The following is a 26,307-nucleotide window of genomic DNA, read 5'->3' as shown; positions in this document are numbered from 1 at the left end:
AGGCACATTTTATCTGCCCTGCTGATTACACCCTGTGTTGTTTGAAATTATCCGGAGTAGACCCTACGCAATCTCGACGAACATATGCGCCTTGTCGCGCCGGACCTTTTCGAGCTTTACCAGCCAATCGCTTTCAGTATCCCGGTAGCCCAGGGCCAAGAGAACGGAACTGTTCAACCCCTGCTCGGGAAGCTTCAGCAGCGCGTTCACTGCCTGGTTGTCGAACCCTTCCATGGGTGTTGCATCCACGCCCAGTTCGGCTGCCGCTACCAACGCGAATCCCAAGCCGATGTAGCACTGTTTGGACGCATGAACATACTGCTGCTCCTTGCTCATGCTGCCAAAAGAATCGAGCAGCGATAACCGGTAATCATCGGTGACACTGGCAGGCAAGTTACGTATCCCGTTGCTGTATTCAAAAAATGCATTGATCCGCTCAGGTGTGTACTCATCCCAGGCTGCAAAAATCAACAAGTGTGACGATGTGGAGATTTGCTGTTGATTGGCGCAAATCGGCTGCAATTGCGCCTTCAACTCAGGGTTAGTGATGATTAACACCTTGAAAGGCTGCAGGCCCGAACTGCTGGGGGCCAGGCGTATGGCCTCCAGGATCGAATCAATTTTTTCTTGCGCGACCTTGTCGTCGTTGTAGCTTTTAGTTGCATAGCGCCAATGAAGCGTGTCTTTCAATGCCATGATGATTCCCTTAACGCAATTGAGCCTGCGATTGCCTGGTGTGCTTAAACCCTGGGTGCTTCCCGAGTGCTCCGAAACCATCACGGATTCGGGCTTTGTCCGTCCTTCACGTGACGCCAGAGGGTTTTGAAAGGATCGATATAGAAGCCCTTCAGGGTATTGTGCGGATTGTTGGCACCGTACTCTTCGTCGTTACACCCCCAACGCCAGCTTTCGCCCTTCTTGGGTAAGTAGAGTGTTCCGAACATCCAGTCCCAGAGTGTCAGTACGACTGCATTGTTCTTGTCCCAGTGATGGGGTTCCATGCTGTGGTGGAGGTTGTGCATGACAGGCGCCAAAACGATCCGGTTCATCCATCCGTAGGAGATCGGCAGATGGACGTGAGAAAACACATCGATAACAAAGAAGCAGATGTAGGCCATTGTGGTAACGGCAACCACCATGCCTGGGTGGATTTGGCTGCCCGTCGCATAAAGCACCAGACCGGTGAAGGCCCCGCCGACCACCGCCGGGATGATATTGAGGCCAAAGAACTCGATGGGGTGCTGGCGAAATAACGTCCAGGGCGTCAGTGTCTCGGCGGTATGGTGAGGTTTGTGAAGATGCCACATCAGTGCGTTGGTATGGCACCAGCGATGTATCCAGTACCCGACGAAGTCGACACTGAGGAAATAGGTCAGAAACTGAACGGAGATGATCAGCCAGGTTGACGTCATCAACGGGGCTCGGACGCCGAACTCAGCGGTGATATAAGCGCCGACATTGTCAGCAATAGCGATCCCATTGACGGCGAAGACGCCTACCAGGGGAAAACCGAGCATCAACAGGATGATACCGTTCCACATATCCACGCGAGATGAGGGGTTGTCGTATTGCTCCTTGGGAAAGGCTGCATTGGCCAGAGAGCGGAGGGTCAGGGGGCTCTGCCACTTTTGCGAGATGATGAACATCACCGCAAGCACTGAGACGAACAGAGGAAGGCCCCAGGCCCACAAGCTCATTATTTCCAGAGTCGGTTCATAGAACGCGACAATTGATTCCCAAATGTCATGCATCGTCATCGTAAGTACCTCGCCATTTATTCTTTTGTTATTGTTTTGAGGCCATGGATAGCCTCGCTTTGTCTTTACTCTCCGTGCAGACCCGGTCGGATTTTCTGTTGCACCGGGCTATATGGATACTGCCCATGACTTAATGCCCAAGATAAGTTGGTTAACGGTTAATTAACGGTACGTAACAGGTTATTTTCAGCGCAGGTTTCGCTAAAAACTTAGTTGAATCAGTCAGATAGTCTTAGGGCATGCGGGTGGACTGATTTCCCCGTGGTCAGGCGTGTCAGCCGCACGGGCTACGTTCGGGCACTGATTGGAACGTCGTTTATTGAAAACAACGGCTCTTACTTCGCAGATTTCTATCCAAAAAAATGCCAGTCAGTGATAACTGACTGGCATTGGTTAAACGACTTCCGGCGCAACTGCGAATCTAGAGCTGCACGCTAGTCAGTGCCTCCCGGCCCTCACGTACTTACGACTTGAAGCGCCCTACCAGCCCGTTCAGCTCATTGGACAGATGCGAAAGCCGACCCGAGTCTTCCTGCGCAGAACTGGCGAGGCTCTCGACCAGTTGCGCCTCGTCGTAGATCTGCTGGATATGCTTGTTGATGTCTTCGGCCACACTATGTTGCTCTTCGGCGGCGGCGGATATCTGCAGGTTCTGATCCCGGATCTCATTCACCGACAGCTGGATGCCTTCAAAGCTTTCACGTGCGTTTCCAATGGAGGAAACGCTGGCGCGTGACAGCTCCAGGCAACTTTCCATCTTCTGCGACACTTCTTGAGTCTTGCTACCGAGCGCGCTGAGCAACTGATCGATTTCCCCAGTGGAATCCGAGGTACGCTTGGCCAGCGCTCGAACTTCATCTGCGACCACCGCAAACCCTCGCCCCTGGTCACCGGCCCGTGCCGCTTCGATTGCCGCGTTCAGTGCCAGCAAGTTGGTCTGCTCCGCGATGGCGCGGATGGTGCCCAGAATCTGGTTGATACTGCGACTACCCTCCTCCAGCTCCACCATGGACTGTGAAGATTCGGTCAGGCGACGCCCCAGGCGATTGACGTTGTCGGTGGTCAACTCAATCTGCTCTTTACCTTCGGCGACACGATGATGACCACTCTCGGCGGAATTGGCCGCAGCGCTGCACGAGCGCGCCACTTCATTAGCAGTGGCGACCATTTCATTGAACGCCGTGGACACCAACTCCACCGCCTCACGCTGGCGTCCAGCCGCCTGGTTCATGTTAGTGGCCACTTCGCTGTTCACACGCGAAGCATCCTGCAGGTTGGTCGATGCCGCGCCGATGCTCTGGATCAACTGGCGTATTGCGGCGAGAAACTTGTTGAACCAGCCTGCCAGCTCGGCGGTTTCGTCTTTGCCCTGCACATCAAGATCACGGCGCAGGTCGCCCTCACCTTCAGCAATTGACTGAAGCCCGGTGCTGACCTGGCCGATGGGCTTGACGATAACCTTGGCGAAAGCCGCCGCCAGCAGTGCAAAAAGCAGCACCAGCACCACCACGATCGCAACCGTCACGTAGGTCATGCGTGTGGCCTCGGCCATGACTTCGCTGTACTCAATCAACCCCACGTAACGCCAGCCCAGACCCGGCGATGTCCACACGTTTGCCATGTACCGGACGCCGTTGATTTCCACTTCGGTTGAACCTTGCGCAGTGGCGGCCAGTTTGGCGTAAGGCTCACCCAGATCCTTGAGCTGCTTGAAGCTGTGCCCGGCATCACGCGGATCGACCAGTACAGTGCCGTCTTCGATGAGCATCACATAGCCGCTTTCGCCGAGCTTGATGCTTTTGACCAGTTCGGTGAGGTTGGTCAGCGATACGCTTACCACAAACACGCCCTTGGCCTTGCCTGCTTCATCGAGCATGGCCCTGGCGCTACCAACCAGCGCTACCGCATCCTTTTCGTAGTAATACGCCGCGGTCCTTACCGCTTTACCGGGGCTGGCCATGGCGGCCTTGTACCACGGGCGCGTACGCGGGTCGTATTTCGACAACTGAGGGTCATCCGGCCATTTCGCGTAACTGCCGTCTTCCAGGCCAATGGACAGGATTGCCGCAGCCGGATGCGTCGCGCCATACCGGGCAAACGCATCGATGACTTGCCGGGCTGCCGCAGGCAGCGGCTGACTGGCTGCATCAGCAGCCTCGTAGTGCTTTAGGCTGGCGACCGATGTGTAGAAAGGGTCTGTAGCCATTTGATCGACGTTTTGCTGCGTACCATCAAAAAACTGCCGGATATTACCGTCGATCTGGCGTATTTCTCGGGTGCTGCCATCCATGAACTGGCTGACCGCTTCGGACCGGGTATTGAGTACAGAGATCACGGCCACCAGACTTACGGGGATGAATGCGACGAGTACAAAAGCCAGGACGAGCTTGTTTTTTATTTTCATTTTGCAGATCACTACCTGAAATAAGTGAGATAACGCACCCGGAGCAAACCTGCTGGACGCGAGTCGCCGCAAAAGCGATATCGGCCTGCGTCGCGCAATCTTTACAGTCATCTACGCGAATGCCGTTTGGAACGTAGCGCCTGATAAAAGTGGCTGTGAGCCCTGCAGATGTCGCTGCCCTCAAATAATTACGAGGACAAACGACTGCATTCCGGCGGCGATAAACAGTGAATAACGACCAGGGCGTGTGCAGGCCTTTCTAGAAAGAGTCAGACGACGGCGTATCATATGCTTTGCGAGTCATACCATCAGGGAAGACGACATGGTTACCAGGAATCTGCTGTTGAGTTTTTGCGCGTTATTATTGATCGGCTGCACGGGTAGAGGCTTTCAACCGCCGCCGCCGGAATTTACCAATTGGAAAAAAAGCGGGGTCTCGCAAGAGGGTGTCAAGCACGCCATGACCGCATGCGGCTATACCAACCTTACAGGGACGGGAGACACGACGCCTATTGACGAGGTACTCACGCAGTTTTATTGCATGAAAGACTCCGGTTTCAAGCGCACAGATAACATTGACCTGTGCAAGGAAGGCCGCATCGGCGAATCACCGGTGTGCGAAGGCCGCCGGTAATCCATCGGCAACAGGACACAAGGGATTTGGCGATGCGCAGAGCTGCCAGAATTTTTCCAGTCCCAAAAAGCCAAAAGCCCGCAATTAAGCGGGCTCCAGGGCATTTCTTGCTAGATAGTGCCGGACAATGCCGGACGTCCAATCATTCCCACTCAATCGTCGCCGGCGGCTTGCTCGACACGTCGTAAGTAACGCGCGAAATACCTTCGATTTCATTGATGATACGGCCGCTGACCGTTTCCAGCAGTTCGTACGGCAGGTGTGCCCAACGCGCCGTCATGAAGTCGATAGTCTCCACCGCACGCAACGCCACAACCCACGCGTAACGACGGCCATCGCCTACGACGCCTACAGACTTGACCGGCTGGAATACCACGAATGCCTGGCTGACCTTGTGGTACCAGTCGGCCTTGCGCAGTTCTTCGATGAAGATGTGGTCGGCGCGGCGCAGCAGGTCGGCGTATTCCTTTTTCACTTCGCCGAGGATGCGCACGCCCAGGCCCGGGCCCGGGAAGGGGTGGCGGTAGACCATGTCGTACGGCAGGCCGAGTTCCAGGCCCAGACGGCGGACTTCGTCCTTGAACAGTTCGCGCAGCGGCTCGACCAGCTTGAGGTTCATTTCCTCAGGCAGGCCACCCACGTTGTGGTGGGACTTGATCACGTGGGCCTTGCCGCTCTTGGCGCCGGCCGACTCGATCACGTCGGGGTAGATGGTGCCCTGGGCGAGGTATTTGATGTTGTCCAGTTTGTTGGACTGGGCATCGAAGACATCGATGAAGGTGCGGCCGATGATCTTGCGCTTCTTCTCCGGGTCGGACTCGCCGGCCAGGTTGTTGAGGAACTGGTCCTCGGCGTTGGCGCGGATCACCTTGACGCCCATGTTCTCGGCGAACATGGCCATCACTTGCTCACCTTCGTGCAGGCGCAGCAGGCCGTTGTCGACGAAGACGCAGGTCAACTGGTCGCCGATGGCTTTGTGCAGCAGCGCGGCGACTACGGAGGAGTCGACGCCGCCGGACAGACCGAGCAACACGTTGTCTGTGCCAACCTGGGCGCGGACGTTGGCGATGGCGTCTTCAGCGATTTTCGACGGGGTCCACAGGGCTTCACACTCGCAGATGTCGAGGATGAAGCGCGACAGGATGCGCCCGCCTTGCTTGGTGTGGGTCACTTCCGGGTGGAACTGCACGCCGTAGTAACGACGCTCGTCGCTGAACATGCCGGCGATCGGGCAGCTCGGGGTGCTGGCCAGGATGTGGAAGTCCTGCGGCATTTTGGTGACCTTGTCACCGTGGCTCATCCACACGTCGAGGCCGAACAGGCCGTCGGCGTCGATGTGGTCTTCGATACCGTCCAGCAGGCGGCTCTTGCCGACCACGTCGACGCGCGCATAACCGAATTCACGCAGCTCGGAACCTTCAACCTTGCCGCCCAGTTGCTCGGCCATGGTCTGCATGCCGTAGCAGATGCCGAACACCGGTACGCCCAGGTCGAAGACCGCTTGCGGGCAGCGCGGGCTGTTGGCTTCGTGCACGGACTCGGGGCCACCGGCGAGGATGACGCCTTTCGGTGCGAATTCGCGGATCGCTTCGTCATCCATGTCGAACGGGTGCAGTTCGCAGTACACGCCGATTTCACGCACGCGGCGGGCGATCAGTTGGGTGTATTGGGAACCGAAGTCGAGGATCAGGATGCGGTGGGCGTGAATGTCGAGGGCCATGAAGTCAGTCTCGTCTAATGAATCAGAAACAACTCGGGGCTGAAAGAACAGCCCCGGTTACTTAACGTTTTGCTGGAAGCCTCAACCTACGCGGTAGTTTGGCGCTTCCTTGGTGATCTGCACGTCGTGGACATGGGATTCAGCCATGCCGGCGCCGGTGATCCGTACGAACTCTGGCTTGGTGCGCATTTCTTCGATGTCGGCGCTGCCGGTGTAGCCCATCGAGGAACGCAGGCCGCCCATCAGTTGATGGATGATCGCGCTCAGGGTGCCCTTGTATGGCACACGGCCTTCGATGCCTTCCGGGACGAGCTTCTCGGCGCCTGCCGAGGAGTCCTGGAAGTAACGGTCGGAAGAACCTTGCGCCTGGGACATGGCGCCCAGCGAACCCATGCCGCGGTAAGCCTTGTAGGAGCGGCCCTGGAACAGTTCGATCTCGCCTGGTGCTTCTTCAGTACCGGCGAACATCGAGCCCATCATCACGCAGGAAGCACCGGCCACGATGGCCTTGGACAGGTCACCGGAGAACCGGATGCCGCCGTCGGCGATCAACGGTACGCCGGTGCCTTCAAGGGCAGCGGCGACATTGGCGATGGCGCTGATTTGCGGCACGCCCACACCGGCAACGATACGCGTGGTGCAGATCGAGCCAGGGCCGATACCGACCTTGACCGCGTCAGCGCCCGCTTCGGCCAGGGCCTTGGCGGCAGCGCCGGTGGCGATGTTGCCGCCGATCACCTGGACGTCAGGGAAGTTCTGCTTGACCCAGCGCACGCGGTCGATCACGCCTTTGGAGTGACCGTGAGCGGTGTCGACCACCACCACGTCAACACCGGCGGCGACCAGCGCCGAAACGCGGTCACCGGTGTCTTTACCGGTGCCGACCGCAGCGCCGACGCGCAGACGACCCTGGTCATCCTTGCTGGCCAGCGGGTAAGCCTTGGCTTTTTCGATGTCGTTGACGGTCATCATGCCTTTGAGGGCGAATTTGTCGTCGACGATCAGCACGCGCTCGATGCGGTGCTTGTGCAGCAGTTCGCGCACATCGTTCTTGTCGGCGCCTTCCTTGACCGTGACCAGGCGCTCTTTAGGCGTCATCACTTCGCGGACGGTGACTTCAAGACGGTTCTCGAAACGCACGTCACGGGAAGTGACGATGCCGACCAGGTCGCCATCGTGCAGCACCGGAACGCCGGAGATGTTGTGCAGGCGGGTCAGCTCGAACAGATCACGTACGGTGGCGTCGGCTTCGATGGTGATGGGATCTTTCACCACACCCGCTTCGTAACGCTTGACCTTGCGCACTTCGGCAGCTTGCTGCTCGATGGTCATGTTCTTGTGGATGATGCCGATGCCGCCTTCCTGAGCCATGGCGATGGCCAGACGGGCTTCGGTGACGGTGTCCATGGCAGCGGAAACCAGGGGAATATTCAGCTCGATGCCACGGGTTAGGCGGGTCTTGAGACTGACTTCGTTAGGGAGCACCTCGGAATAACCGGGCACTAGGAGAATGTCGTCGAATGTCAGAGCTTCTTGGCTGATACGCAGCATCGCGGGGGCTCCCGAGCGGGAAAATGGAAGCGCGCCATTATACTCAGACACCCCTCAGGTCTCAATGTAAAACTCTGACATATTTGGGAATAGTGATAGATGGAAAAATTTCGCCACCCTGATCGTTCCCACGCTCTGCGTGGGAATGCCGCCCCTGGACGCTCTGCGTCCCGTCTTTAATAGTGACGCGGAGCGTCACAGGATGCATTCCCACGCGGAGCGTGGGAACGATCAGGTCGGGGTTAAAGCTCGACCTTGACCCACGCGATCTTCTGATCCAGCCAATCGGCAAACTCATCGATAAAGCTTTGCTTGAACCCCGCCTCCGCCCAATTGTTGAAAATAAATCCCAGGTTGGAAAACCCGCATTCCTGCAGAAACAGAAAGCCATTGATGTCGTCTTCATGCCCACACAGCGGGCAGGTGAAGTTATCGGTGTGGCCGGGCATCCAGTCTTCCAGGCTTTCGAACAGCGCTTCGCCGACTTCCTTCAGGCACTCCGGGCAGCCGGCTTCTTCGAGAAAACCCTTGGCCGGCGTGTAGATGCAGCGCTTGTAGATGATTTCCAGGCCATTGACCGGCTCGTTGAACGGCAGCGCTTGCGGGTGCAGCACCACCGCGCGGGCGCCGTCGGCCAGGGCGTAGGCCATGCGGTTGCCGGTGCGCCCGCAGGTGGTCAGTTCCTCCTTGATGATGTTCTTGCGCACCAGCCAGCGCACGATTGCCCGGGCGCGGGGTTCGTGGACGGGCAAGGTGGAGATTTTCGGGACAAGGATGCTTTGGGAATTCATGGGAGTCCTGCGGTGTGGCTGCTGACGCCATCGGGGGCAATTCCCCTCCCACATTTTGAATTGTGAACACAGTCAACTGTGGGAGGGGGCTTGCCCCCGATGGCGCTCTAAAGGCTGGCAGCTTAATCCCTGCCCCACACAGGTCAAGTACTCAAATACCGCCCAATCAACGCAATCCCACTGGCCAGCACCAACCACGTCACCAACCGCACAAACGCCTCGCGAGACATGCGCATCGTCAGCCTGCGCCCGCACCACAAGCCCAGCGCCATCGCCGGCAACAGGCACAGTGCCAACAGCAGCAGCGGCAAATCGGCATACACCCCGGCAATCAGAAACAGGCTCAGGCGCACCACGGTGCTGCAACTGATCAACGCACTTTGCGTGGCCCGCGCCGCCTCCTTGGACAGGCGGCTGTTCAGGTAGATCGCATATAAAAAGCCGCCACTGCCGAACAGCGCGCCAAACAAGCCGCCGACCGTGCCCATGGGAATCGACCAACCCGCCGCCAACTGCGTGGGCCGCGCCTTCACTGCCAGGCTGTAGACCGCATAGGCACTGATAAACAGCCCCATCAACAACAGCAAAAGATCCGAATGCAGATTGAGCAAAAACACCACACCCAAGGTGCAACCGATGGCCATGCACGGCAGCAGCCGCAGCAATTCCGGCTTGCTGACATCCCGACGTGTCTGCAGCAGGCCACCAAAGGCGGCGACAAAATCCAGCAACACCAACAGCGGAATGATCTTCGACAGCGGCATGAACAGAATAAGCACAGGCCCTGCCACCAGCGCCGTCCCAAAGCCGGCAATACCGAAAACGATATAGGCCACAACGATACCGAGACCGATCACCAGCCACTCAACTGCGCCGAACGACCACTGGCTCATCAGCTCAACCGCACTCATGGGTAATTCCTTGAAAGAGAATGCCGACACTTTAGTCATCCGTGAGCATTGCGCCAGCACGAAGACGCACGCGGGTGGAGCAGTTCTGTCAAACCTGGCACGAATGCCTATAAACTGCCGCCCATGATTAAAGATCCTTTTGCCCGACTGGGCCTGGACCGCGAAGTCCTGACTGTCAGCCAGCTCAACGGCCGCGCGCGGGTGTTGCTGGAAGACGTGTTCACCAATATCTGGGTGGAAGGCGAAATCTCCAACCTCGCCCGCCCGGCTTCGGGCCACGTGTATTTCACCCTCAAGGACAGCGGCGCCCAGGTGCGTTGCGCGCTGTTTCGCAACAACGCCGCGCGGGTACGCCAGGCGTTGAAGGACGGCCTGGCGGTGAAGGTGCGCGGCAAGGTCTCGCTGTTCGAGGGCCGTGGCGACTACCAGTTGATCCTCGACACCGTGGAGCCTGCCGGTGATGGCGCGTTGCGCCTGGCCTTCGATGCCTTGAAGGAAAAGCTCAGCGCCGAAGGCCTGTTCAGTGCCGAGCGCAAGGTACCCTTGCCGGCGCATCCTCGGCGCATCGGCATCATCAGTTCGCCAACCGGCGCGGTGATTCGCGACATCATCAGCGTTTTCCGCCGCCGCGCGCCGAACATTGAATTGACCTTGATCCCGACCGCCGTACAGGGCCGCGAAGCCATCGCACAGATTGTGCGTGCGCTGAAGCTGGCCGACGCACGCGGCTTCGACGCGCTGATCCTGGCCCGTGGCGGCGGCTCGCTGGAAGACCTCTGGTGCTTCAACGAAGAAGCCGTGGCCCGGGCGGTGGACGCCTGCGTCACGCCCATCGTCAGCGCGGTCGGCCATGAAACCGATGTATCGATCAGCGACTTCGTGGCGGACGTGCGCGCCCCTACCCCCTCCGCTGCCGCTGAACTGCTGGCACCGGACGCCAGTCACCTGGTGCGCCAGGTCGAAAACCTGCAGCGCCGCCTGGTGCTGTTGATGCACAACCGCCTGCGCCATGATCGCCTGCGCCTGGAGGGCATGGCCCGACGCCTGCGACACCCTGGCGAACGCCTGCGCCAGCAGGCCCAGCGCCTGGATGACCTGGACATGCGCCTGCGCCGCGCGTTCGAGCGCAGCCTCAATACCCGTCGCGAACGCCTGATTCGCCTGGAAACCCGCCTCGCCGGCCAACATCCGGGGCGTCAACTGGCCTTGCTGCGCCAGCGCCTGGACAGCCTCGCCGAGCGCCTGCCCCGCGCCATGCGCGAAGGCCTCAAGGCGCGGCGCCTGCAACTGCAAAGCCAGGTGCAGACGCTGCACGTGGTCAGCCCGCTGGCCACCCTGGGCCGTGGCTACAGCATCCTGCTCGACGAGCGCGGCCAAGCGATTCGCAATGCCGCGCAAACCCACACCGGCCAGCGCCTGACCGCACGCCTCGGTGAAGGCCAACTGCAGGTGCGGGTGGAAGACAACCACCTGACCCCCGTTACCCTTTCTCTCCTGGATTGACCGATGCCACGCTTTCTCAGCTTGTTGATGCTTGTTTGCCTGACCTTCAATGCCCACGCCGACAGCTACATCACCCGCCTGCTGAACAAGCCGGTGCCCGGTGGCGTCGCTGTCGTGGACCTGGGCACGGCGGCGACCGCACCCAAGGCCACCTACCTGAACAGACCGGTGCTGGTGGTGAAGGAACAAAACACCTGGCTGGCGATTGTGGGTATCCCGTTGACGGTCAAGCCGGGCACCGAACGCATCACCAGTGGCGGGCGCCAGCTGCCGTTCGTGGTGGGCTTCAAGAAATACCCCGAGCAACGCATCACCTTGAAGAACAAAAGCCAGGTCAACCCGGAACCGGCGCAACTCAAGCGCATCGAGGGCGAACTGGCCGTGCAGCTCAAGGCCTACCGCAGTTTCAGCCCGAACACACCGAGCAATCTGCTGCTGGACAAGCCGGTCAACGGGCCGCTGTCGAGCAAGTTTGGGGTAAGACGTTTCTTCAATGGCGAGGAGCGCAATCCCCATTCGGGCCTGGACTTTGCCGTGGGTGCGGGCACACCGATCAAGACGCCGGCGGCTGGCAAGGTGATCCTGACCGGTAACTACTTCTTCAACGGCAACACCGTGTTCGTCGACCATGGCCAGGGCTTTATCAGCATGTTCTGCCATATGTCGAAGATTGACGTGAAAGTCGGTGACCAACTGGCGCGCGGCGCGGTCGTGGGCAAGGTTGGCTCGACCGGCCGGGCAACCGGGCCGCATATGCACTGGAACGTCAGCCTGAACGACGCGCGGGTCGACCCGGCGATCTTCATCGGTGCTTTCCAACCCTGATCATTCGATTGCGCACCCGATAAAGGTCGCGCAATTAAATTTAGATATAGTTGTTTATCCAGCCATAAAATCGCTATTCACACGCAAATAGCAGAACTTATCTCAATTTTTTTCGACTGCTTGCCATCTTTCACCCCGGCGGTTAGGGTTGAGCTTATGAAAACCTCTCACACCCTCATTCAGCGCCGCCAGCACCGCAGTCTGTGCCTCGTCAGCGCACGACTGCCAGGCTGAATCGATCTGTCTCGCCCAAGCGTCGTCCCCAATAATAGTGATTCGGCAGGCCGCCTCTTCTCGGCCCTACAACAAAGGATTTTGCGATGAGCATGCTCAAAGACCCGTCTTCGAAGTACCGCGCGTTCCCGACCATCGATATCCCGGACCGCACCTGGCCGTCGAAAACCATCACCAGCGCGCCGATCTGGTGCAGCTCCGACCTGCGTGATGGCAACCAGTCGCTGATCGAACCGATGGACGCGGCGAAAAAGCTGCGCTTCTGGAAGACTCTGGTTGCCGTTGGTGTGAAGGAAATCGAAGCCTCCTTCCCGGCCGCATCGCAAACCGATTTTGATTTCGTGCGCACCCTGATCGAAGACAACCACATCCCCGAGGACACCACCATCCAGGTGCTGACCCAGGGCCGTGAAGACTTGATCGCGCGCACCTTCGAATCCCTGCGCGGCGCCAAAAAGGCCATCGTGCATTTGTACAATGCCACGTCGCCGTCGTTCCGCCGCATTGTGTTCAACCAGGACAAGGACGGCATCAAGGCCATCGCGGTCAACGCCGCCAAGCTGTTCGTCAAATACGCCGCGCAGCAGCCCGAGACCCAGTGGACCTTCGAATATTCGCCGGAAACCTTCAGCGCTACGGAGCTGGAGTTCGCCAAGGAAGTCTGTGACGCAGTGATCGAGGTGTGGAACCCGACGCCCGAGCACAAGATGATCCTCAACCTGCCGGCCACCGTGGAATGTGCCACGCCGAATATCTACGCCGACCAGATCGAGTGGTTCGGTCGCCATATCAACCGCCGTGACAGCGTGATCATCAGCCTGCACACCCACAACGACCGTGGCACCGGCGTGGCCGCCACCGAACTGGGCCTGATGGCCGGCGCCGACCGTGTCGAAGGCTGCCTGTTCGGCAACGGCGAGCGCACCGGTAACGTCGACCTGGTCACCGTGGCACTGAACATGTACACCCAGGGCCTCGACCCGCAGCTGGACTTCTCCGACATCGACGGCGTGCGCAAAGTCGTCGAGGAGTGCAACCAGATCCAGGTGCACCCGCGTCATCCGTATGTCGGCGACCTGGTGCACACCGCGTTCTCCGGCTCGCACCAGGACGCGATCCGCAAGGGCTTCTCCCAGCAGAAAGACGATGCACTGTGGGAAGTACCGTACTTGCCGATCGACCCGGCCGACATCGGTCGCAGCTACGAAGCGGTGATCCGGGTGAACAGCCAGTCGGGCAAGGGCGGCATCGCCTACCTGCTGGAACAGGAATACGACATCAGCTTGCCGCGCCGCATGCAGATCGAATTCAGCCAGGTGGTACAGGCCGAAACCGACCGCGTGGGCCTGGAAATGACTGCACCGCAGATCTACGCATTGCTGCAGCGTGAATACCTGCAAGCCAACACTCCGTATGCGCTGGTCAGCCACCGCCTGCAGGAAGAAAACGGCAACAGCTATGTGGAAGTGGAAGTCTCCGGCAAGGGCCAGGGCGAAACCAACCTGCACTGGAAAGGCAAAGGCAACGGCGCGCTGGAAGCGCTGGTGGCCGGCTTGCCGATCGGTGTGGAGATCATGGATTACAACGAACACGCGATTGGCGCGGGCACCAACGCCAAGGCGGCGGCCTACATCGAACTGCGCGTGAACGGCGAGCGTCCGGTGCATGGCGTGGGGATTGATGAAAACATCACCACGGCAAGCTTCAAGGCGCTGTTCAGTGCGCTGAACCGCTCGTTGAGCCAGCAGGAAGCGAAGGCGGCGTAAGCGTTATCGGCGCCATGCAAAAGGCCCCTGGGTAAGAATCCAGGGGCCTTTTTGCTTTGGGTTAGGGTGGTGCTGGTGATGGCCTCATCGGGGGCAAGCCCCCTCCCACTTTTTGACTTGTGAATACCTTCAAATGTGGGAGGGGGCTTGCCCCCGATAGCGGCCTGTCAGACAAACTGAAAACTATCGGCATCCAGATTCGCCGGGAATTTGGTGCGATACGCCGCCAACTCCGCTGCATCCAGAATCACCTGGAATACCCCATCCGCCTCCCCCGCGCTCAGCAATGTCTCACCCTGGAAATCCAGCACCTGGCTATCGCCGGTGTAGGCAAAGCCCTTGCCGTCCGTGCCGACTCGATTAACCGCCGCCACATAACACAAATTCTCGATGGCCCGGGCCGGCAACAAGCGGTTCCAGTGCTGGCGCCGCGCGCCCGGCCAGTTGGCGGTGTACAGCAGCAAGTCGGTGTCCTGGGCATCGCGACTCCACACCGGGAAGCGCAGGTCGTAGCAAATCAGCGGACGGATACGCCAGCCCTTCAACTCGAACTGCACCTGGCGCTCGCCGGGCGTGTAGTGGTCGTGTTCGCCGGCCATGCGGAACAGGTGGCGTTTATCGTAATGCAACACTTCACCGTCGGGGCGCGCCCAGAGCAGGCGGTTACGGTGGCTGCCGTCGGCCGCCTGGATAATCACGCTGCCGGTGATCACGGCGTTGTATTTCGCCGCCTGGGTTTGAAGCCAGCGCTGAGTCGGGCCGTTTTCCCGCTCGGCCAGGGCGGCCGATTCCATGGAGAAACCCGTGGTGAACATCTCCGGCAATACCATCAGGTCGGCGCCGTTGGCCTGCTCCAGCAGCAGCTCGAAATGCTCAAGATTGGCCTGGCGGTCGTGCCAGGCCAGGGTGGTCTGGATCAGGGCAATGTTCAGATTCGGCAAGGCACTCAAATCACGCATAGTTTTTCCGCCGCTTGTTGCAGCGTCTCCTCGCGTTTAGCAAAGCACAGGCGCACCAGGCGCTGGCCTTGGGGTGGGTCGCGGTAAAACACCGAGATCGGAATCGACGCCACGCCGTGTTCGCGCGTCATCCATTCGGACATGGCGACATCATCCAGGTCCGGGCGGATCCGGGAATAATCCACCAATTGAAAGTAAGTCCCCGCCGATGGGCTGAAGCTGAACCGCGACGGCGCCAGCAACTGGCAGAACAGATCGCGCTTGGCTTGATAGAACGCCGGCAGCGCATCCACGTGCTCCGGGTGCTCAGCCATGAAATCGGCCAGCGCGTACTGCAACGGCGTCACACCACAGAAGCTGACGTATTGATGCACTTTGCGCAGCTCGGCAGTGAGGGCCGGCGGTGCCACCACATAGCCGGTCTTCCAGCCCGTGACGTGATACGTCTTGCCGAACGAGCTGACCACAAACGCACGCGAGTACAGCTCCTCATGGGCCAGCACGCTGACGTGGGGCACATCGTCGAACACCAGGTGTTCGTACACTTCATCGCTGAGCAGATAGATATCGCGGCCGCGAATCAGCTCGGCCAACTGGTCCAGTTCCTCACGGCTGACCAGCGCGCCACTGGGGTTGTGCGGGGTATTGAGCACAATCATGCGCGTGCGCGGCGACAGCGCGGCCTTGATACGCTCCAGATCCAGGCTGAAATCCTGCAAGCCCAACTGCAGATGCACGCAGCGCCCGCCGGCCAGCTCTACCGAGGGTGCGTAGCTGTCGTAGCAAGGGTCGAAGATGATCACTTCGTCGCCGTTGCGGATGACCGCCTGGATCGCGCAGAAAATGCCTTGGGTGGCGCCGGGCGTGATGGTGACTTCACGGTCGGCATCGACGCTGACAGCGTAGCTGCGGGCGATTTTTGCCGCCACCTGCTGACGCAGCACGGGCAAGCCGGTCATCGGTGCGTATTGGTTATGGCCGCTGGCGACGTGCCGACCCACGGCGTCGAGCAAATCCTGAGGCCCGTTGAAGTCGGGAAAACCCTGGGACAGGTTGATTGCGCCGGTGTCGGCCGCCAACTGCGACATGCTGGTGAAAATGGTCGTGCCGACGTTCGGCAGCTTGCTGGTGATCATGGGAGCCCCCTTCGGGTGAGCTGCAAGTTTTAAGCTGCAAGCTGCAAGCGGGTCAAGGGGCAAACCGCCGCGCACAAAAAAGGGCGCCAACGGCGCCCTCTCTTGCAGCTTGCAGCTTACAACGTGAAGCTGCGGTTATTTCTTGTCGCGGCGCTTCTTGTCGGCCTTCTTGTGGTGAGTCATCAAACGACGCTTCTTGTTCACCTGACGGTCGGTCAATGTGTTCTTGTTGCCTTCGTATGGGTTCTCGCCACCCTTGAACTCGATACGGATCGGCGTGCCGACCAGCTTCAAGACACGGCGGTAGGTGTTTTCCAGGTAACGCACATAGGACTTGGGCACCTTCTCGATCTGGTTACCGTGAATCACGATAATCGGCGGGTTGGCACCACCCAGGTGGGCGTAACGCAGTTTGATGCGGCGGTTGTTGACCATCGGCGGCGCGTGCTCGCCCACCGCGTCTTCCAGGATCTGGGTAAGGCGGTTGGTCGGCCAGCGCGTGACCGCAGACTTGAACGAGTTCTGTACCGAGGCGTAGAGGTTGCCCACGCCGGTGCCGTGCAGCGCCGAGATAAAGTGGATATCGGCAAACTCAACGAAGAACAGGCGACGCTGCAGCTCGATCTTGACGAAATCGCGCTCGCTCGGCGTCATGCCGTCCCACTTGTTGATCGCGATCACCAGGGCGCGACCGGCTTCCAGGGCAAAGCCCAGCAGGTTCAGGTCGTGGTCCACCACGCCTTCGCGAGCGTCCATCACAAAGATCACCACGTTGGCGTCTTTGATCGCTTGCAGGGTTTTGACCACGGAGAATTTTTCAACTTCTTCGTGGATCTTGCCACGCTTGCGCACACCGGCGGTGTCGATCAGCGTGTACTTTTCTTCGTTGCGCTCGAACGGGATGTAGATGCTGTCGCGGGTGGTGCCGGGTTCGTCATAGACGATTACCCGGTCTTCACCGAGCATGCGGTTGACCAGGGTCGACTTGCCGACGTTAGGGCGGCCGATGATGGCGATCTTGATACCGTCTTTTTCGCTCGGGCCAGGAATGCGCTTGGCTTCCTCGCCTTCGGCGACGATCTCCTCCTCACCCTCTTCTTCCTCATCGTCATCCTTGGGAAAGGTGCTGAGGGCAATTTCGAGCATCTGCGTGATGCCGCGACCGTGGGCGCCGGCAACCGGGATCGCGTCGCCCAGGCCCATCGGGCTGAATTCGGCGCGGGCCGCTTCAGGATCGATGTTATCGATCTTGTTCGCAACCAGATAGGAGCGCTTGTTGCGCTTGCGCAGGTGCTCGCCAATCATCTGGTCGGCAGCGGTGTAGCCCGCGCGGGCGTCCACCAGGAACAACACGACATCGGCTTCTTCAATGGCCAGCAGCGACTGCTCGGCCATTTTTTCGTCCATGCCATGTTCGTCACCGGAGATACCACCGGTGTCGACAATAATGTAGGAGCGCCCTTGCCACTTTGCCTCACCGTATTGGCGATCACGGGTCAGACCGGACAAGTCGCCGACGATGGCGTCGCGAGTCCTGGTCAGGCGGTTGAACAAGGTGGACTTGCCGACGTTAGGTCGGCCCACCAGGGCGATTACGGGAACCATGCGGCTCTCCACTTCGTTATTTCAGAAAATACAAAAGCCGCTGCAGGGCAGCGGCTGGTGCTCGGGGCGGCATTTGAATGCCACATGCCCTGCTCGACACTGAATACTGCAGGAGCGAGCTTGCTCGCGAAAAACCAGAGGACGCCGCGTTTATCCAGAAAACCCGCGTTAGCGTTGACGTCCTTCGCGAGCAAGCTCGCTCCTACAAACAGCATTGAGGCAAGGCCGCCTGGGGGTTACCCCAAGCATGATTCTTACTTGATGGTCAGGGCTTCCAGCTTGCCGCTGTTGCCATACACATACAGCATGTTACCCACCACCAGCGGACGCGCACGCAGGCCGTCGCTGTCGATACGCTCGCGACCCACGAAGCGACCGTCCACCTGGCTCAGCAGGTGCAGGTAGCCTTCGAAGTCACCGACCGCTACGTAGCTGGAGAAGACTTCCGGCGCCGACAGTTGGCGGCGAGCCAGGGAGTCGTTGCTCCACAGCGCAGTGGTGGAACGCTCGTCGACACTTTCAACGGTGCCGGACGCCAGGCTTACGTAGACGCTGCCAAACCCTTGGGCGACACCGGCGTAGCTGGACGCATCACGCTGCCAGTTGACCCGGCCGCTCTGCAGGTCCAGTGCCGCGACACGGCCCTGGTAAGTAGCGACGTAGAGGGTCTCGCCGGACAGCAACAAGCCACCGTCGATGTCCACGACGCGATCCAACTCGGAACGACCTTGCGGGATAGCCACACGGGTTTCCCAGGCCGGCACGCCGTTCTGGGTATTCAGGGCCACCACTTTACCGGTGGACAGCCCGGCAACGGCCAGATTGTTGGTCACAATCGGACCACTGGTACCGCGCAGGGTCAACACCGCCGGGGTGCTGTCGTACAACCAGCGCTGTTCGCCGGTGCTGGCGTCCAGACCGATCACGCGATCATCCTGGGTCTGCACCACGACGATATCGCCGTTGGTGGCAGGCGGTGCGAGCACTTCACTGGTCACGCGGGCGCGCCATTTCTCTTCACCGGTGCTGGAGTCCAGCGCCACGACTTCGCCTTTGAGCGTGCCGAGCATGACCATGCCGTAACCCACGCCAACGGCGCCGGAGACAGGCAGTTCAAGGTCTTTCTTCCACTTCACGTCGCCGGTCATGCGATCCAGGGAGGTCACGATGCCGGTTACATCAGCGGCCACAATGTTGTCACCGTCGATTGCCGGTACCAGCATGTTGTAGGTTTCGCCCTGACCGTCACCGATGGAGCGGCTCCACTGCTTTTGCAGGACCACTTCTTCCTTGAAGCTGGTCAGCTCCGCAGGCGGCAGTTCTTTTTTACTGTTGCTGCTGCAACCCGCGGCCAGAACGGCCAGAGCCAGCAATGCTGCATGTTTCCAACGGATCACGTCACGCATCCCCTTTGGCCAAGTCGTCCAGCTTGATTTGTAAGCCACCGACCGCCGCTTCATCAGACAGCGCCGCCTTGGCTTTTTGGTACGCAGCATTGGCTTCGTCGGTACGACCCAATTGGACCAAAAGGTCGCCCTTGAGCTCTTCGCGAGTGGCTACAAATGCCTTGTCAGCATCGCCGTCGAGCAGTTTGAGTGCTTCGTCAGCCTTGTTCTGTGCCGCCAATACCTGTGCCAGGCGTTGACGTGCGATTTCACCCAGGGTCGGGTTGGTCGGTTTGTCGGCGATCGCCTTGAGCTCAGTGGCTGCCTCATCCAGCTTGCCGGTGTCGACCGCGACTTTCGCGACGAACAGGCTACCGTACTGGGCGTAGGTGGTACCGCCAAATTCGTTCTTCAGCTTGCCGGCCAGGTCTGCCACTCGTGCAGGGTCCGGCTTGCCGTCCGGCGTCAGGGTGGTTTCCAGCAATTGCTGGTAAACGATCGAGGCGCCCTGGGACTGGTTGGCCTGATATTTGGTCCAGGCTTGCCAGCCGAACACCACCACTAAAGCCAGCAGACCGCCAGTTACCAGGGGCTTGCCGTTACGCTGCCACCAGTCCTTGAAGTCGGCCAGTTGCTCATCATCAGTACTCGACACCCCAATACTCCTTAATCGCTAAATTCGGCTGTTCGACAGCTTCAACCCTGCACGACGCAGGTGGCCAGGTGCGCAGCGAGCGCATCAAAGGCAATGTTCTGTTGTTCGCCCTGGCCACGCAGGGGTTTGAAACCTACCACTTGCTGGGCCAACTCGTCATCGCCGAGGATCAGCGCATACAACGCGCCGCTCTTGTCAGCCTTCTTGAACTGGCTCTTGAAGCTACCGGCGCCGGCATTGATTTGCAGACGCAGGTTCGGCAGTTGGTCGCGCACCTGTTCGCTCAAGGCCAGGGCAGCCAGTTCGGCAGCCTCGCCAAAAGCGCAAAGATACACGTCCACCTGGCGGGAAATCTCTTGTGGCACTTGCTCAAGGGTCTCGAGCAACAGGATCAGCCGCTCGATGCCCATGGCGAAACCTACGCCCGTGGTCGGCTTGCCACCCATTTGCTCGACCAGGCCGTCGTAACGACCACCGGCACACACAGTGCCCTGGGCGCCGAGTTTGTCGGTGACCCACTCGAACACGGTCTTGCTGTAGTAATCGAGGCCGCGCACCAGCTTGGGGTTGATCACATAGGGAATACCCGCCGCATCCAGGCGAGCCTTGAGGCCCTCGAAGTGCGTGCGCGATTCGTCGTCCAGGTAGTCGGCCATTTTCGGCGCGCCGACCAGTACGGCCTGGGTGTCGGCGTTCTTGGTATCAAGCACGCGCAACGGGTTGGTCTTCAGGCGGCGCTGGCTGTCTTCGTCCAGCTTGTCCAGGTGGGCAGACAGGTACTCGACCAGGGCTTCGCGATAGCGTCCGCGGGACTCACTGGTGCCCAGGCTGTTGAGTTCGAGCTTGACCGCGTCGCGGATGCCCAACTGGCCCCACAGGCGCCAGGTCAGGACGATCAACTCGGCGTCGATGTCCGGACCGTCCAGGTTGAAGACTTCGCAACCGATCTGGTGAAACTGGCGATAGCGACCTTTCTGCGGACGCTCGTGGCGGAACATCGGGCCGATGTACCACAGTTTCTGGGTCTGGCCGCCACCGGTGATGCCATGCTCCAGCACAGCGCGAACGCAGGCCGCAGTGCCTTCCGGACGCAGCGTCAGGGAGTCGCCGTTACGGTCTTCAAAGGTGTACATCTCTTTTTCGACGATGTCGGTCACTTCACCGATGGAGCGTTTGAACAGCTCGGTGAACTCGACGATCGGCATACGGATCTGCTTGTAACCGTAGTTATCCAGCAGACGCGCGACCGTGCTCTCGAAATAGCGCCACAGTGGCGTCTGCTCCGGCAGGATGTCGTTCATGCCACGAATGGCTTGCAGAGACTTGCTCACATCAAATCCTTAAATTCGTTCAATCAGCCGCGAGCGATCAGCGCTGCGTCAGCGGCGACCTTCTCGGCCGCTTTCTCGCGGATCAGCTTTTCCAGCTCATCCACCAGATTGTCATTCGTCAATTTCTGCGACGGTTTGCCGTCAATGTAAATCAGGTTCGGTGTACCGCCGGTCAAGCCCACGTGTGCCTCCTTGGCCTCGCCCGGTCCGTTGACCACGCAACCGATCACCGCGACATCCAGCGGCACCAGCAGGTCTTCGAGACGCAACTCCAGGTCGTTCATGGTTTTCACCACGTCGAAGTTCTGCCGCGAGCAGCTCGGGCAGGCAATGAAGTTGATGCCACGGGAACGCAAACGCAGGGATTTGAGAATGTCGTAGCCGACCTTCACTTCCTCTACGGGGTCTGCCGCCAGGGAGATGCGGATAGTATCGCCAATCCCTTCGGCGAGCAGCATACCGAGACCCACCGCAGATTTCACTGTGCCTGAGCGTAAACCGCCCGCTTCCGTGATGCCTAGGTGCAGCGGCTGTACGATTTCCTTGGCCAGCAGGCGGTAGGCTTCTACGGCCATAAACACGTCGGAAGCCTTTACGCTGACCTTGAAGTCCTGGAAATTCAAGCGTTCCAGGTGCTCAACGTGGCGCAATGCCGACTCCACCAGCGCCGCCGGGGTAGGCTCGCCGTATTTCTTTTGCAGGTCTTTTTCCAGCGATCCGGCGTTGACCCCGATGCGGATGGGAATACCGCGATCACGGGCCGCATCGACCACGGCGCGCACACGGTCTTCACGACCGATGTTGCCTGGGTTGATCCGCAGGCAGTCCACACCCAGCTCGGCTACGCGCAGCGCGATCTTGTAGTCGAAGTGGATGTCGGCAACCAGCGGCACCTTGACCAATTGCTTGATACGGCCGAAGGCTTCGGCAGCGTCCATGTCCGGTACGGACACCCGCACGATGTCCACGCCGGCCGCTTCCAGACGATTGATCTGGGCGACGGTGGCAGCCACGTCATTGGTGTCGCTGTTGGTCATGCTCTGCACCGCGATGGGGGCATCGCCGCCCACCGGCACCGAGCCGACCCAGATCTTGCGCGATACGCGACGTTTGATTGGAGATTCGCCGTGCATGACTATTGTCCCAACTTGAGGCGAGCGGTCTCGCCACTGGTGAACGGCGCTACGTCCACAGGCTGGCCGTTGTAGGCCACTTGCGCGCCACGGGCATAACCCAGACGCAGCGTCAAAGGAGGCTTGCCGCCCTGGTCAAGAGTATCTCCCTTACGCTTCAGACCGCTAAACAGCACTTTGCCATTACCGTCGGTGACTTGCGTCCAGCAGTCAGCGACGAAGGTGATCTGTACGCGCCCGTCACCGGCGATCAACGCGGGGGTGGTGGGCGGCGAAATGGCAGGCGCAGCCGGTGCCGCAGGCGCTGGAGCCTGGGCCGGAGCGGCTGTTGCGGGAGCCTGGGCCACGGGCGCTACGGGAGCCGGCGCGGGTACGGCTGCAGTCGCTGCAGGTGCGCTGTCGGCTTGCGGAGCGGGTTGTTCAGCGGTGGCAGGCGCTTCCGGCGTGACTTGCCCTTCGACGACCGCCTGGTCTTCCGGCTCATCCAGCGGATGAATCTGGGTGGTGCCGTCGGCGCTTTCGACTTCGACGTGCTCCAGCGCGTTGCTGGTCAGGTCTTTATTGCGCTGGGAAGTCTGGTCCTGCCACCAGACGAAACCACCCCCGATCACGGCAATCAGCAGCAACAGGCTGACAATGCGCAGGATCGTGTGGGAAACCCGGGTCGGCTCTTCAATACGACCGAGGCCATGCACATTGCTGCCCTGGGAGTCGGTGCCGGTGAACTGGTCGAATTGCTGGACCAGTGCGGTCTGGTCGATACCCAGCAACTTGGCATAAGCGCGGATATAGCCGCGGGCAAACGTGTGCCCGGGCAGCTTGTCGAATGCGCCAGCTTCCAGGTTGGCCAGGGAGGTGCTGGTCAAATTGAGCTTGAGGGCCACTTGCGCCAGCGACCAACCATTGCTTTCGCGGGCCTCACGCAAGGTGTCGCCTGGGTTTACGCGATTAGCTGCTACAACTTCCGGGTGCGCGGCTTTCATCATTGCTCCGACAGGTATTGCTGATATTCCGGCGTACCGGGATAGAGTCGTTCGAGTTGCTGGCCAAAACGTGCGGCCGTGTCGCGTTCTTCATGAACCGTCGCCAGGCGCACACCGAGCAATAGACTACGTGCATTGTGCCCGCTGAGCAGGCTAAAACGCTCGTAATAGTCACGTGCCGGCACATAATGCCTGTCTTCGTAGGACAACTCAGCCATTTCAAGCAAAGCGCGTGGCTGGCGAGCGTTCAGGTGCAGGGCTTTTTCCAGTTGCTGGCGCGCCAGTTCGCGCTGTCCCAGGTGTATCGACGTCACCCCAAGGTTCTCGAAGATGCGCGAACGCTGGGGATAAAGGGTGTCGGTGCTGGCCTGGCGGAAATAAGCGGCCGCCTGTTCATACCGTTTCTGCTCGAACAGGAAACTGCCGTAGTTGTTCAGCAACCGCGCGTCGCCAGGACGGGAAGCCAGTGCCGTGGTGAAATACCGATCAGCCAACTCGGGCTCGGCCTGAGCCTGGAAGACCAGCGCCAGCGCGGCATTGGCATCCGCATCATCGGCATCCAGCTCCAGGGCCTTCTTCAATGGCACCTTGGCCTGCTCACTCATGCCTTGTTGCAGATAGCCCAGCCCCAGTTGCACATACGCCACTCGCGCCGCTTCACGACCCTTGTCGGTTTGCAAAGGGCTGTCGTAGCCCGATGAAACACAACCGGCCACGAGACCGGTAACAAGTAAAAGCAGCGCAAGGCGCAAGGGCATAGAGATCCTCTCTCAGATTCGATTTACAGCAATCAGCGGCAAATCGTCGGCGGCGTTCAGTTCGCGTCCGGCGATATAACGCTCGCTGCGGCGGGTGCGGTCCATCACCTGCCCTACCAATTGGCCACAGGCGGCATCGATGTCTTCACCACGGGTGGTGCGCACGGTGACGTTGTAGCCGGCCTGGTGCAGTTGATCCTGGAAACGGCGGATGGCGTTGTTGCTCGGCCGCTCGTAGCCAGAATGGGGAAACGGGTTGAACGGAATCAGGTTGATCTTGCACGGGGTGTTCTTGAGCAGCTCGATCATCTCGACCGCGTGCTCGACCTTGTCGTTGACGTCCTTGAGCATGGTGTACTCAATGGTCAAGACACGCTTTTCGCCCAAGGTCGCCATATAACGCTGGCAGGATTCGAGCAGCATCTTAAGCGGATACTTCTTGTTGATCGGCACCAATTGGTTACGCAATGCGTCATTGGGTGCGTGCAGCGACAACGCCAGGGAAACGTCGATGTGCTTGGCCAGCTCATCGATCATCGGTACCACGCCGGAGGTCGACAGGGTCACACGGCGCTTGGAGATGCCGTAGCCCAGGTCGTCCATCATCAGGTGCATGGCCGCAACCACGTTGTCGAAGTTCAGCAGCGGCTCACCCATGCCCATCATCACCACGTTGGTGATGGCACGGTCGACGGTCGCCGGGACGCTGCCAAAGGATTTGTTGGCAATCCACACCTGGCCGATGACTTCGGCGGCGGTGAGGTTGCTGTTGAAGCCTTGCTTGCCGGTGGAGCAGAAACTGCAGTCCAGGGCACAGCCTGCCTGGGACGAAACGCACAAGGTGCCGCGCTTGCCCTGGGGAATGTAGACGGTCTCGACGCAGCTGCCGGACGCCACGCGCACCACCCACTTACGGGTGCCGTCGCTGGAGATGTCCTCGCTGACCACTTCGGGACCACGAACTTCGGCAATGGCCTTGAGCTTGTCGCGCAGGGCCTTGCTGACGTTCGTCATGGCGTCGAAATCGTCGACGCCAAAGTGGTGAATCCACTTCATTACCTGACCGGCACGGAAACGCTTCTCCCCGATTGAGTCGAAGAATTTCTCCATTTCCGGCTGAGTCAGACCCAGCAGGTTGGTTTTAACAGTCGATGTAGTCATGGATTCACCCTCACTCTTTAAGCCGATGCTTAGCGAGCGGTTACTTCAGTAGCAGCGAAAAAGTACGAGATTTCGCGAGCAGCAGCGGCTTCGGAGTCCGAACCGTGAACAGCGTTGGCGTCGATGGACTCGGCGAAGTCAGCACGGATGGTGCCGGCAGCCGCTTCTTTAGGGTTGGTAGCGCCCATCAGCTCACGGTTCAGAGCGATAGCGTTCTCGCCTTCCAGCACCTGAACAACAACAGGACCGGAGATCATGAAGGCAACCAGGTCGCCGAAGAAGCCACGAGCGCTGTGCTCAGCGTAGAAGCCTTCAGCTTCAGCCTTGGACAGTTGCTTGAGTTTCGAAGCTACAACCTTCAGGCCGGCTTTTTCGAAACGAGTGGTGATCTCGCCGATGACGTTTTTTGCAACAGCGTCAGGCTTGATGATGGAGAAAGTACGTTGAACAGCCATGGTGTAACTCCAGAAACGGTAATTTACGAAAAATTAAACCCGCGAATTATACGCGGGTTATCGGGTATTGCCTAACTGCGTAATAAGGCGGCTCAGTCTGCTTCTTCGATCCACAGGCCTTGAATCGCCTCCAGGACCTTTTCGCCACCCCGATCAGGGATGTCGTCAAAATCCGGCAGTTCCATTACGAGGTTACGCAGCTTGACGAAGTTCACCGTAAGAGGATTGACCTCAGGATGAGCTTCAGCAAGTTGTATAGCGATTTCTTGTACATCAACCCATTTCAGGCTCATGACAGTTCCTTGAATCAATGCGGCGCTTCGGCCGCATGGTTGAGCGAATATTTCGGGATTTCGACCGTGATGTCTTCAGTGCCGACCTTTGCCTGACAGCTTAGACGCGAAGTCGCTTCCAGGCCCCAGGCGCGATCGAGGAAGTCTTCTTCCAGCTCATCGGCCTCCTCGAGCGAGTTGAACCCCTCGCGAATGACGCAGTGGCACGTGGTGCAGGCGCACACACCGCCACAGGCACTTTCGATCTCGATGTGGTTGTCGTGGGCGACCTCAAGGATGGACTTGCCGGTCTCAGCCTCCACGACCATACCATCCGGGCAATGCTCGGCGTGTGGCAGAAAAATGACCTGCGGCATC

Annotated in this window: 26 protein-coding genes and 1 pseudogene; 5 read left to right on the top strand and 22 right to left on the bottom strand. The window is 59.5% G+C overall.

What is annotated here, in order from left to right; translation table 11 throughout:
- Window positions 1–63: 63 nt before the first annotated feature.
- The 4 genes and pseudogenes from J1G34_RS17115 to J1G34_RS27685 all read right to left on the bottom strand — a co-directional run.
- Window positions 64–696: an NAD(P)H-dependent oxidoreductase gene (locus J1G34_RS17115; RefSeq protein ID WP_065895827.1), complete on the bottom strand. Its 633-nt coding sequence runs from the start codon at window positions 694–696 to the stop codon at window positions 64–66.
- A gap of 80 nt (window positions 697–776) precedes the next feature.
- Window positions 777–1,757, bottom strand: a complete 981-nt coding sequence (locus J1G34_RS17110) for a sterol desaturase family protein (protein WP_122461284.1) — start codon at window positions 1,755–1,757, stop codon at window positions 777–779.
- A gap of 463 nt (window positions 1,758–2,220) precedes the next feature.
- Window positions 2,221–2,988: a methyl-accepting chemotaxis protein gene (locus tag J1G34_RS27690; RefSeq protein WP_431602867.1), complete on the bottom strand. Its 768-nt coding sequence runs from the start codon at window positions 2,986–2,988 to the stop codon at window positions 2,221–2,223.
- Between the two features lie 87 nt (window positions 2,989–3,075).
- Window positions 3,076–3,963 (bottom strand): annotated as a pseudogene (locus J1G34_RS27685) (cache domain-containing protein); the annotation flags it as partial.
- Here J1G34_RS27685 and J1G34_RS27260 point away from each other — a divergent pair.
- Both J1G34_RS27260 and J1G34_RS17100 read left to right on the top strand, forming a co-directional pair.
- Window positions 3,964–4,185: a hypothetical protein gene (locus tag J1G34_RS27260; RefSeq protein WP_237140444.1), complete on the top strand. Its 222-nt coding sequence runs from the start codon at window positions 3,964–3,966 to the stop codon at window positions 4,183–4,185.
- 298 nt (window positions 4,186–4,483) lie between these two features.
- The gene (locus tag J1G34_RS17100) at window positions 4,484–4,795 is read left to right on the top strand and encodes a hypothetical protein (RefSeq protein WP_065891518.1); all 312 of its coding nucleotides are present in this window, start codon (window positions 4,484–4,486) and stop codon (window positions 4,793–4,795) included.
- A gap of 142 nt (window positions 4,796–4,937) precedes the next feature.
- Here the strand turns inward: J1G34_RS17100 and guaA are convergent, their stop codons facing one another.
- From guaA to J1G34_RS17080, 4 genes are all read right to left on the bottom strand, one after another.
- Window positions 4,938–6,515, bottom strand: coding sequence for a glutamine-hydrolyzing GMP synthase (guaA, locus tag J1G34_RS17095; protein WP_065887494.1), 1,578 nt, complete (start codon window positions 6,513–6,515; stop codon window positions 4,938–4,940).
- 81 nt (window positions 6,516–6,596) lie between these two features.
- A complete protein-coding gene (guaB, locus tag J1G34_RS17090) occupies window positions 6,597–8,066 on the bottom strand; it encodes an IMP dehydrogenase (RefSeq protein ID WP_015885726.1) in 1,470 nt (489 codons plus the stop codon).
- A gap of 242 nt (window positions 8,067–8,308) precedes the next feature.
- Window positions 8,309–8,857, bottom strand: a complete 549-nt coding sequence (locus tag J1G34_RS17085) for a sugar ABC transporter ATPase (RefSeq protein ID WP_065891516.1) — start codon at window positions 8,855–8,857, stop codon at window positions 8,309–8,311.
- Window positions 8,858–9,000: 143 nt separating this feature from the next.
- Complete coding sequence (locus J1G34_RS17080; RefSeq protein WP_065936628.1) at window positions 9,001–9,768, bottom strand: sulfite exporter TauE/SafE family protein; 768 nt, start codon at window positions 9,766–9,768, stop codon at window positions 9,001–9,003.
- Window positions 9,769–9,891: 123 nt separating this feature from the next.
- Here J1G34_RS17080 and xseA point away from each other — a divergent pair, with 123 nt between their 5' ends.
- The 3 genes from xseA to leuA all read left to right on the top strand — a co-directional run bounded on the left by xseA (window position 9,892) and on the right by leuA (window position 14,096).
- Entirely contained in the window at window positions 9,892–11,271 is a 1,380-nt protein-coding gene (gene xseA, locus J1G34_RS17075) for an exodeoxyribonuclease VII large subunit (protein WP_065891542.1), read from the top strand.
- Window positions 11,272–11,274: 3 nt separating this feature from the next.
- On the top strand, window positions 11,275–12,096 hold the full coding sequence (locus J1G34_RS17070) for a M23 family metallopeptidase (protein WP_065895830.1): 822 nt from the start codon (window positions 11,275–11,277) through the stop codon (window positions 12,094–12,096).
- A gap of 320 nt (window positions 12,097–12,416) precedes the next feature.
- Window positions 12,417–14,096 carry a 2-isopropylmalate synthase gene (gene leuA / locus J1G34_RS17065; RefSeq protein WP_065891513.1) on the top strand — a complete coding sequence of 560 codons (1,680 nt, stop codon included), beginning with the start codon at window positions 12,417–12,419 and terminating at the stop codon, window positions 14,094–14,096.
- A gap of 167 nt (window positions 14,097–14,263) precedes the next feature.
- Here the strand turns inward: leuA and J1G34_RS17060 are convergent, their stop codons facing one another.
- The 14 genes from J1G34_RS17060 to fdx form a co-directional block, all read right to left on the bottom strand.
- Window positions 14,264–15,055, bottom strand: coding sequence for an amidohydrolase (locus J1G34_RS17060; RefSeq protein WP_065891512.1), 792 nt, complete (start codon window positions 15,053–15,055; stop codon window positions 14,264–14,266).
- Window positions 15,043–16,191 carry a pyridoxal phosphate-dependent aminotransferase gene (locus tag J1G34_RS17055; RefSeq protein WP_122461311.1) on the bottom strand — a complete coding sequence of 383 codons (1,149 nt, stop codon included), beginning with the start codon at window positions 16,189–16,191 and terminating at the stop codon, window positions 15,043–15,045. Before J1G34_RS17055 ends, J1G34_RS17060 begins: the two co-directional genes overlap by 13 nt.
- Window positions 16,192–16,326: 135 nt before the next feature.
- A complete protein-coding gene (gene der, locus J1G34_RS17050; protein ID WP_057723953.1) occupies window positions 16,327–17,796 on the bottom strand; it encodes a ribosome biogenesis GTPase Der in 1,470 nt (489 codons plus the stop codon).
- The gene (locus tag J1G34_RS27475) at window positions 17,784–17,990 is read right to left on the bottom strand and encodes a hypothetical protein (RefSeq protein ID WP_158254504.1); all 207 of its coding nucleotides are present in this window, start codon (window positions 17,988–17,990) and stop codon (window positions 17,784–17,786) included. Before J1G34_RS27475 ends, der begins: the two co-directional genes overlap by 13 nt.
- A 60-nt stretch (window positions 17,991–18,050) precedes the next feature.
- On the bottom strand, window positions 18,051–19,202 hold the full coding sequence (gene bamB / locus J1G34_RS17040) for an outer membrane protein assembly factor BamB (protein ID WP_065887486.1): 1,152 nt from the start codon (window positions 19,200–19,202) through the stop codon (window positions 18,051–18,053).
- A complete protein-coding gene (locus J1G34_RS17035; protein ID WP_065887485.1) occupies window positions 19,195–19,836 on the bottom strand; it encodes a YfgM family protein in 642 nt (213 codons plus the stop codon). The genes bamB and J1G34_RS17035 overlap by 8 nt, the downstream gene beginning before the upstream one ends.
- A gap of 41 nt (window positions 19,837–19,877) precedes the next feature.
- Complete coding sequence (gene hisS / locus J1G34_RS17030; RefSeq protein ID WP_065895833.1) at window positions 19,878–21,167, bottom strand: histidine--tRNA ligase; 1,290 nt, start codon at window positions 21,165–21,167, stop codon at window positions 19,878–19,880.
- A gap of 23 nt (window positions 21,168–21,190) precedes the next feature.
- The gene (ispG, locus tag J1G34_RS17025) at window positions 21,191–22,300 is read right to left on the bottom strand and encodes a flavodoxin-dependent (E)-4-hydroxy-3-methylbut-2-enyl-diphosphate synthase (RefSeq protein WP_003175952.1); all 1,110 of its coding nucleotides are present in this window, start codon (window positions 22,298–22,300) and stop codon (window positions 21,191–21,193) included.
- Between the two features lie 2 nt (window positions 22,301–22,302).
- A complete protein-coding gene (locus tag J1G34_RS17020) occupies window positions 22,303–23,283 on the bottom strand; it encodes a RodZ domain-containing protein (protein WP_065895834.1) in 981 nt (326 codons plus the stop codon).
- Window positions 23,283–24,041, bottom strand: coding sequence for a type IV pilus biogenesis/stability protein PilW (pilW, locus tag J1G34_RS17015; RefSeq protein WP_122483718.1), 759 nt, complete (start codon window positions 24,039–24,041; stop codon window positions 23,283–23,285). The genes J1G34_RS17020 and pilW overlap by 1 nt, the downstream gene beginning before the upstream one ends.
- Window positions 24,042–24,053: 12 nt before the next feature.
- Complete coding sequence (gene rlmN, locus J1G34_RS17010) at window positions 24,054–25,202, bottom strand: dual-specificity RNA methyltransferase RlmN (RefSeq protein WP_065887481.1); 1,149 nt, start codon at window positions 25,200–25,202, stop codon at window positions 24,054–24,056.
- A 29-nt stretch (window positions 25,203–25,231) separates the two neighbouring features.
- On the bottom strand, window positions 25,232–25,657 hold the full coding sequence (gene ndk, locus J1G34_RS17005) for a nucleoside-diphosphate kinase (RefSeq protein ID WP_003175956.1): 426 nt from the start codon (window positions 25,655–25,657) through the stop codon (window positions 25,232–25,234).
- A gap of 92 nt (window positions 25,658–25,749) precedes the next feature.
- Window positions 25,750–25,950, bottom strand: a complete 201-nt coding sequence (gene iscX / locus J1G34_RS17000; protein ID WP_003238461.1) for a Fe-S cluster assembly protein IscX — start codon at window positions 25,948–25,950, stop codon at window positions 25,750–25,752.
- A 14-nt stretch (window positions 25,951–25,964) separates the two neighbouring features.
- On the bottom strand, window positions 25,965–26,306 hold the full coding sequence (gene fdx, locus J1G34_RS16995; RefSeq protein ID WP_015885743.1) for an ISC system 2Fe-2S type ferredoxin: 342 nt from the start codon (window positions 26,304–26,306) through the stop codon (window positions 25,965–25,967).
- Window position 26,307: the final 1 nt, after the last annotated feature.

The organism is Pseudomonas sp. Wu6 (genome assembly GCF_019891515.1).
Lineage (GTDB): Bacteria > Pseudomonadota > Gammaproteobacteria > Pseudomonadales > Pseudomonadaceae > Aquipseudomonas > Aquipseudomonas orientalis_A.
This window is presented reverse-complemented; position numbering and strand designations above follow the sequence as displayed.

Excerpts from the sequence above, each read along its gene's own strand:
- J1G34_RS17115 (WP_065895827.1), bottom strand. The coding sequence starts at position 696 with ATGGCATTGAAAGACACGCTTCATTGGCGCTATGCAACTAAAAGCTAC.
- J1G34_RS17110 (WP_122461284.1), bottom strand. The coding sequence starts at position 1,757 with ATGACGATGCATGACATTTGGGAATCAATTGTCGCGTTCTATGAACCG.
- J1G34_RS27690 (WP_431602867.1), bottom strand. The coding sequence starts at position 2,988 with ATGAACCAGGCGGCTGGACGCCAGCGTGAGGCGGTGGAGTTGGTGTCC.
- J1G34_RS17100 (WP_065891518.1), top strand. The coding sequence starts at position 4,484 with ATGGTTACCAGGAATCTGCTGTTGAGTTTTTGCGCGTTATTATTGATC.
- guaA (WP_065887494.1), bottom strand. The coding sequence starts at position 6,515 with ATGGCCCTCGACATTCACGCCCACCGCATCCTGATCCTCGACTTCGGT.
- guaB (WP_015885726.1), bottom strand. The coding sequence starts at position 8,066 with ATGCTGCGTATCAGCCAAGAAGCTCTGACATTCGACGACATTCTCCTA.
- J1G34_RS17085 (WP_065891516.1), bottom strand. The coding sequence starts at position 8,857 with ATGAATTCCCAAAGCATCCTTGTCCCGAAAATCTCCACCTTGCCCGTC.
- J1G34_RS17080 (WP_065936628.1), bottom strand. The coding sequence starts at position 9,768 with ATGAGTGCGGTTGAGCTGATGAGCCAGTGGTCGTTCGGCGCAGTTGAG.
- xseA (WP_065891542.1), top strand. The coding sequence starts at position 9,892 with ATGATTAAAGATCCTTTTGCCCGACTGGGCCTGGACCGCGAAGTCCTG.
- J1G34_RS17070 (WP_065895830.1), top strand. The coding sequence starts at position 11,275 with ATGCCACGCTTTCTCAGCTTGTTGATGCTTGTTTGCCTGACCTTCAAT.
- leuA (WP_065891513.1), top strand. The coding sequence starts at position 12,417 with ATGAGCATGCTCAAAGACCCGTCTTCGAAGTACCGCGCGTTCCCGACC.
- J1G34_RS17060 (WP_065891512.1), bottom strand. The coding sequence starts at position 15,055 with ATGCGTGATTTGAGTGCCTTGCCGAATCTGAACATTGCCCTGATCCAG.
- J1G34_RS17055 (WP_122461311.1), bottom strand. The coding sequence starts at position 16,191 with ATGATCACCAGCAAGCTGCCGAACGTCGGCACGACCATTTTCACCAGC.
- der (WP_057723953.1), bottom strand. The coding sequence starts at position 17,796 with ATGGTTCCCGTAATCGCCCTGGTGGGCCGACCTAACGTCGGCAAGTCC.
- bamB (WP_065887486.1), bottom strand. The coding sequence starts at position 19,202 with ATGCGTGACGTGATCCGTTGGAAACATGCAGCATTGCTGGCTCTGGCC.
- ispG (WP_003175952.1), bottom strand. The coding sequence starts at position 22,300 with ATGCACGGCGAATCTCCAATCAAACGTCGCGTATCGCGCAAGATCTGG.
- J1G34_RS17020 (WP_065895834.1), bottom strand. The coding sequence starts at position 23,283 with ATGAAAGCCGCGCACCCGGAAGTTGTAGCAGCTAATCGCGTAAACCCA.
- pilW (WP_122483718.1), bottom strand. The coding sequence starts at position 24,041 with ATGCCCTTGCGCCTTGCGCTGCTTTTACTTGTTACCGGTCTCGTGGCC.
- rlmN (WP_065887481.1), bottom strand. The coding sequence starts at position 25,202 with ATGACTACATCGACTGTTAAAACCAACCTGCTGGGTCTGACTCAGCCG.
- ndk (WP_003175956.1), bottom strand. The coding sequence starts at position 25,657 with ATGGCTGTTCAACGTACTTTCTCCATCATCAAGCCTGACGCTGTTGCA.
- iscX (WP_003238461.1), bottom strand. The coding sequence starts at position 25,950 with ATGAGCCTGAAATGGGTTGATGTACAAGAAATCGCTATACAACTTGCT.
- fdx (WP_015885743.1), bottom strand. The coding sequence starts at position 26,306 with ATGCCGCAGGTCATTTTTCTGCCACACGCCGAGCATTGCCCGGATGGT.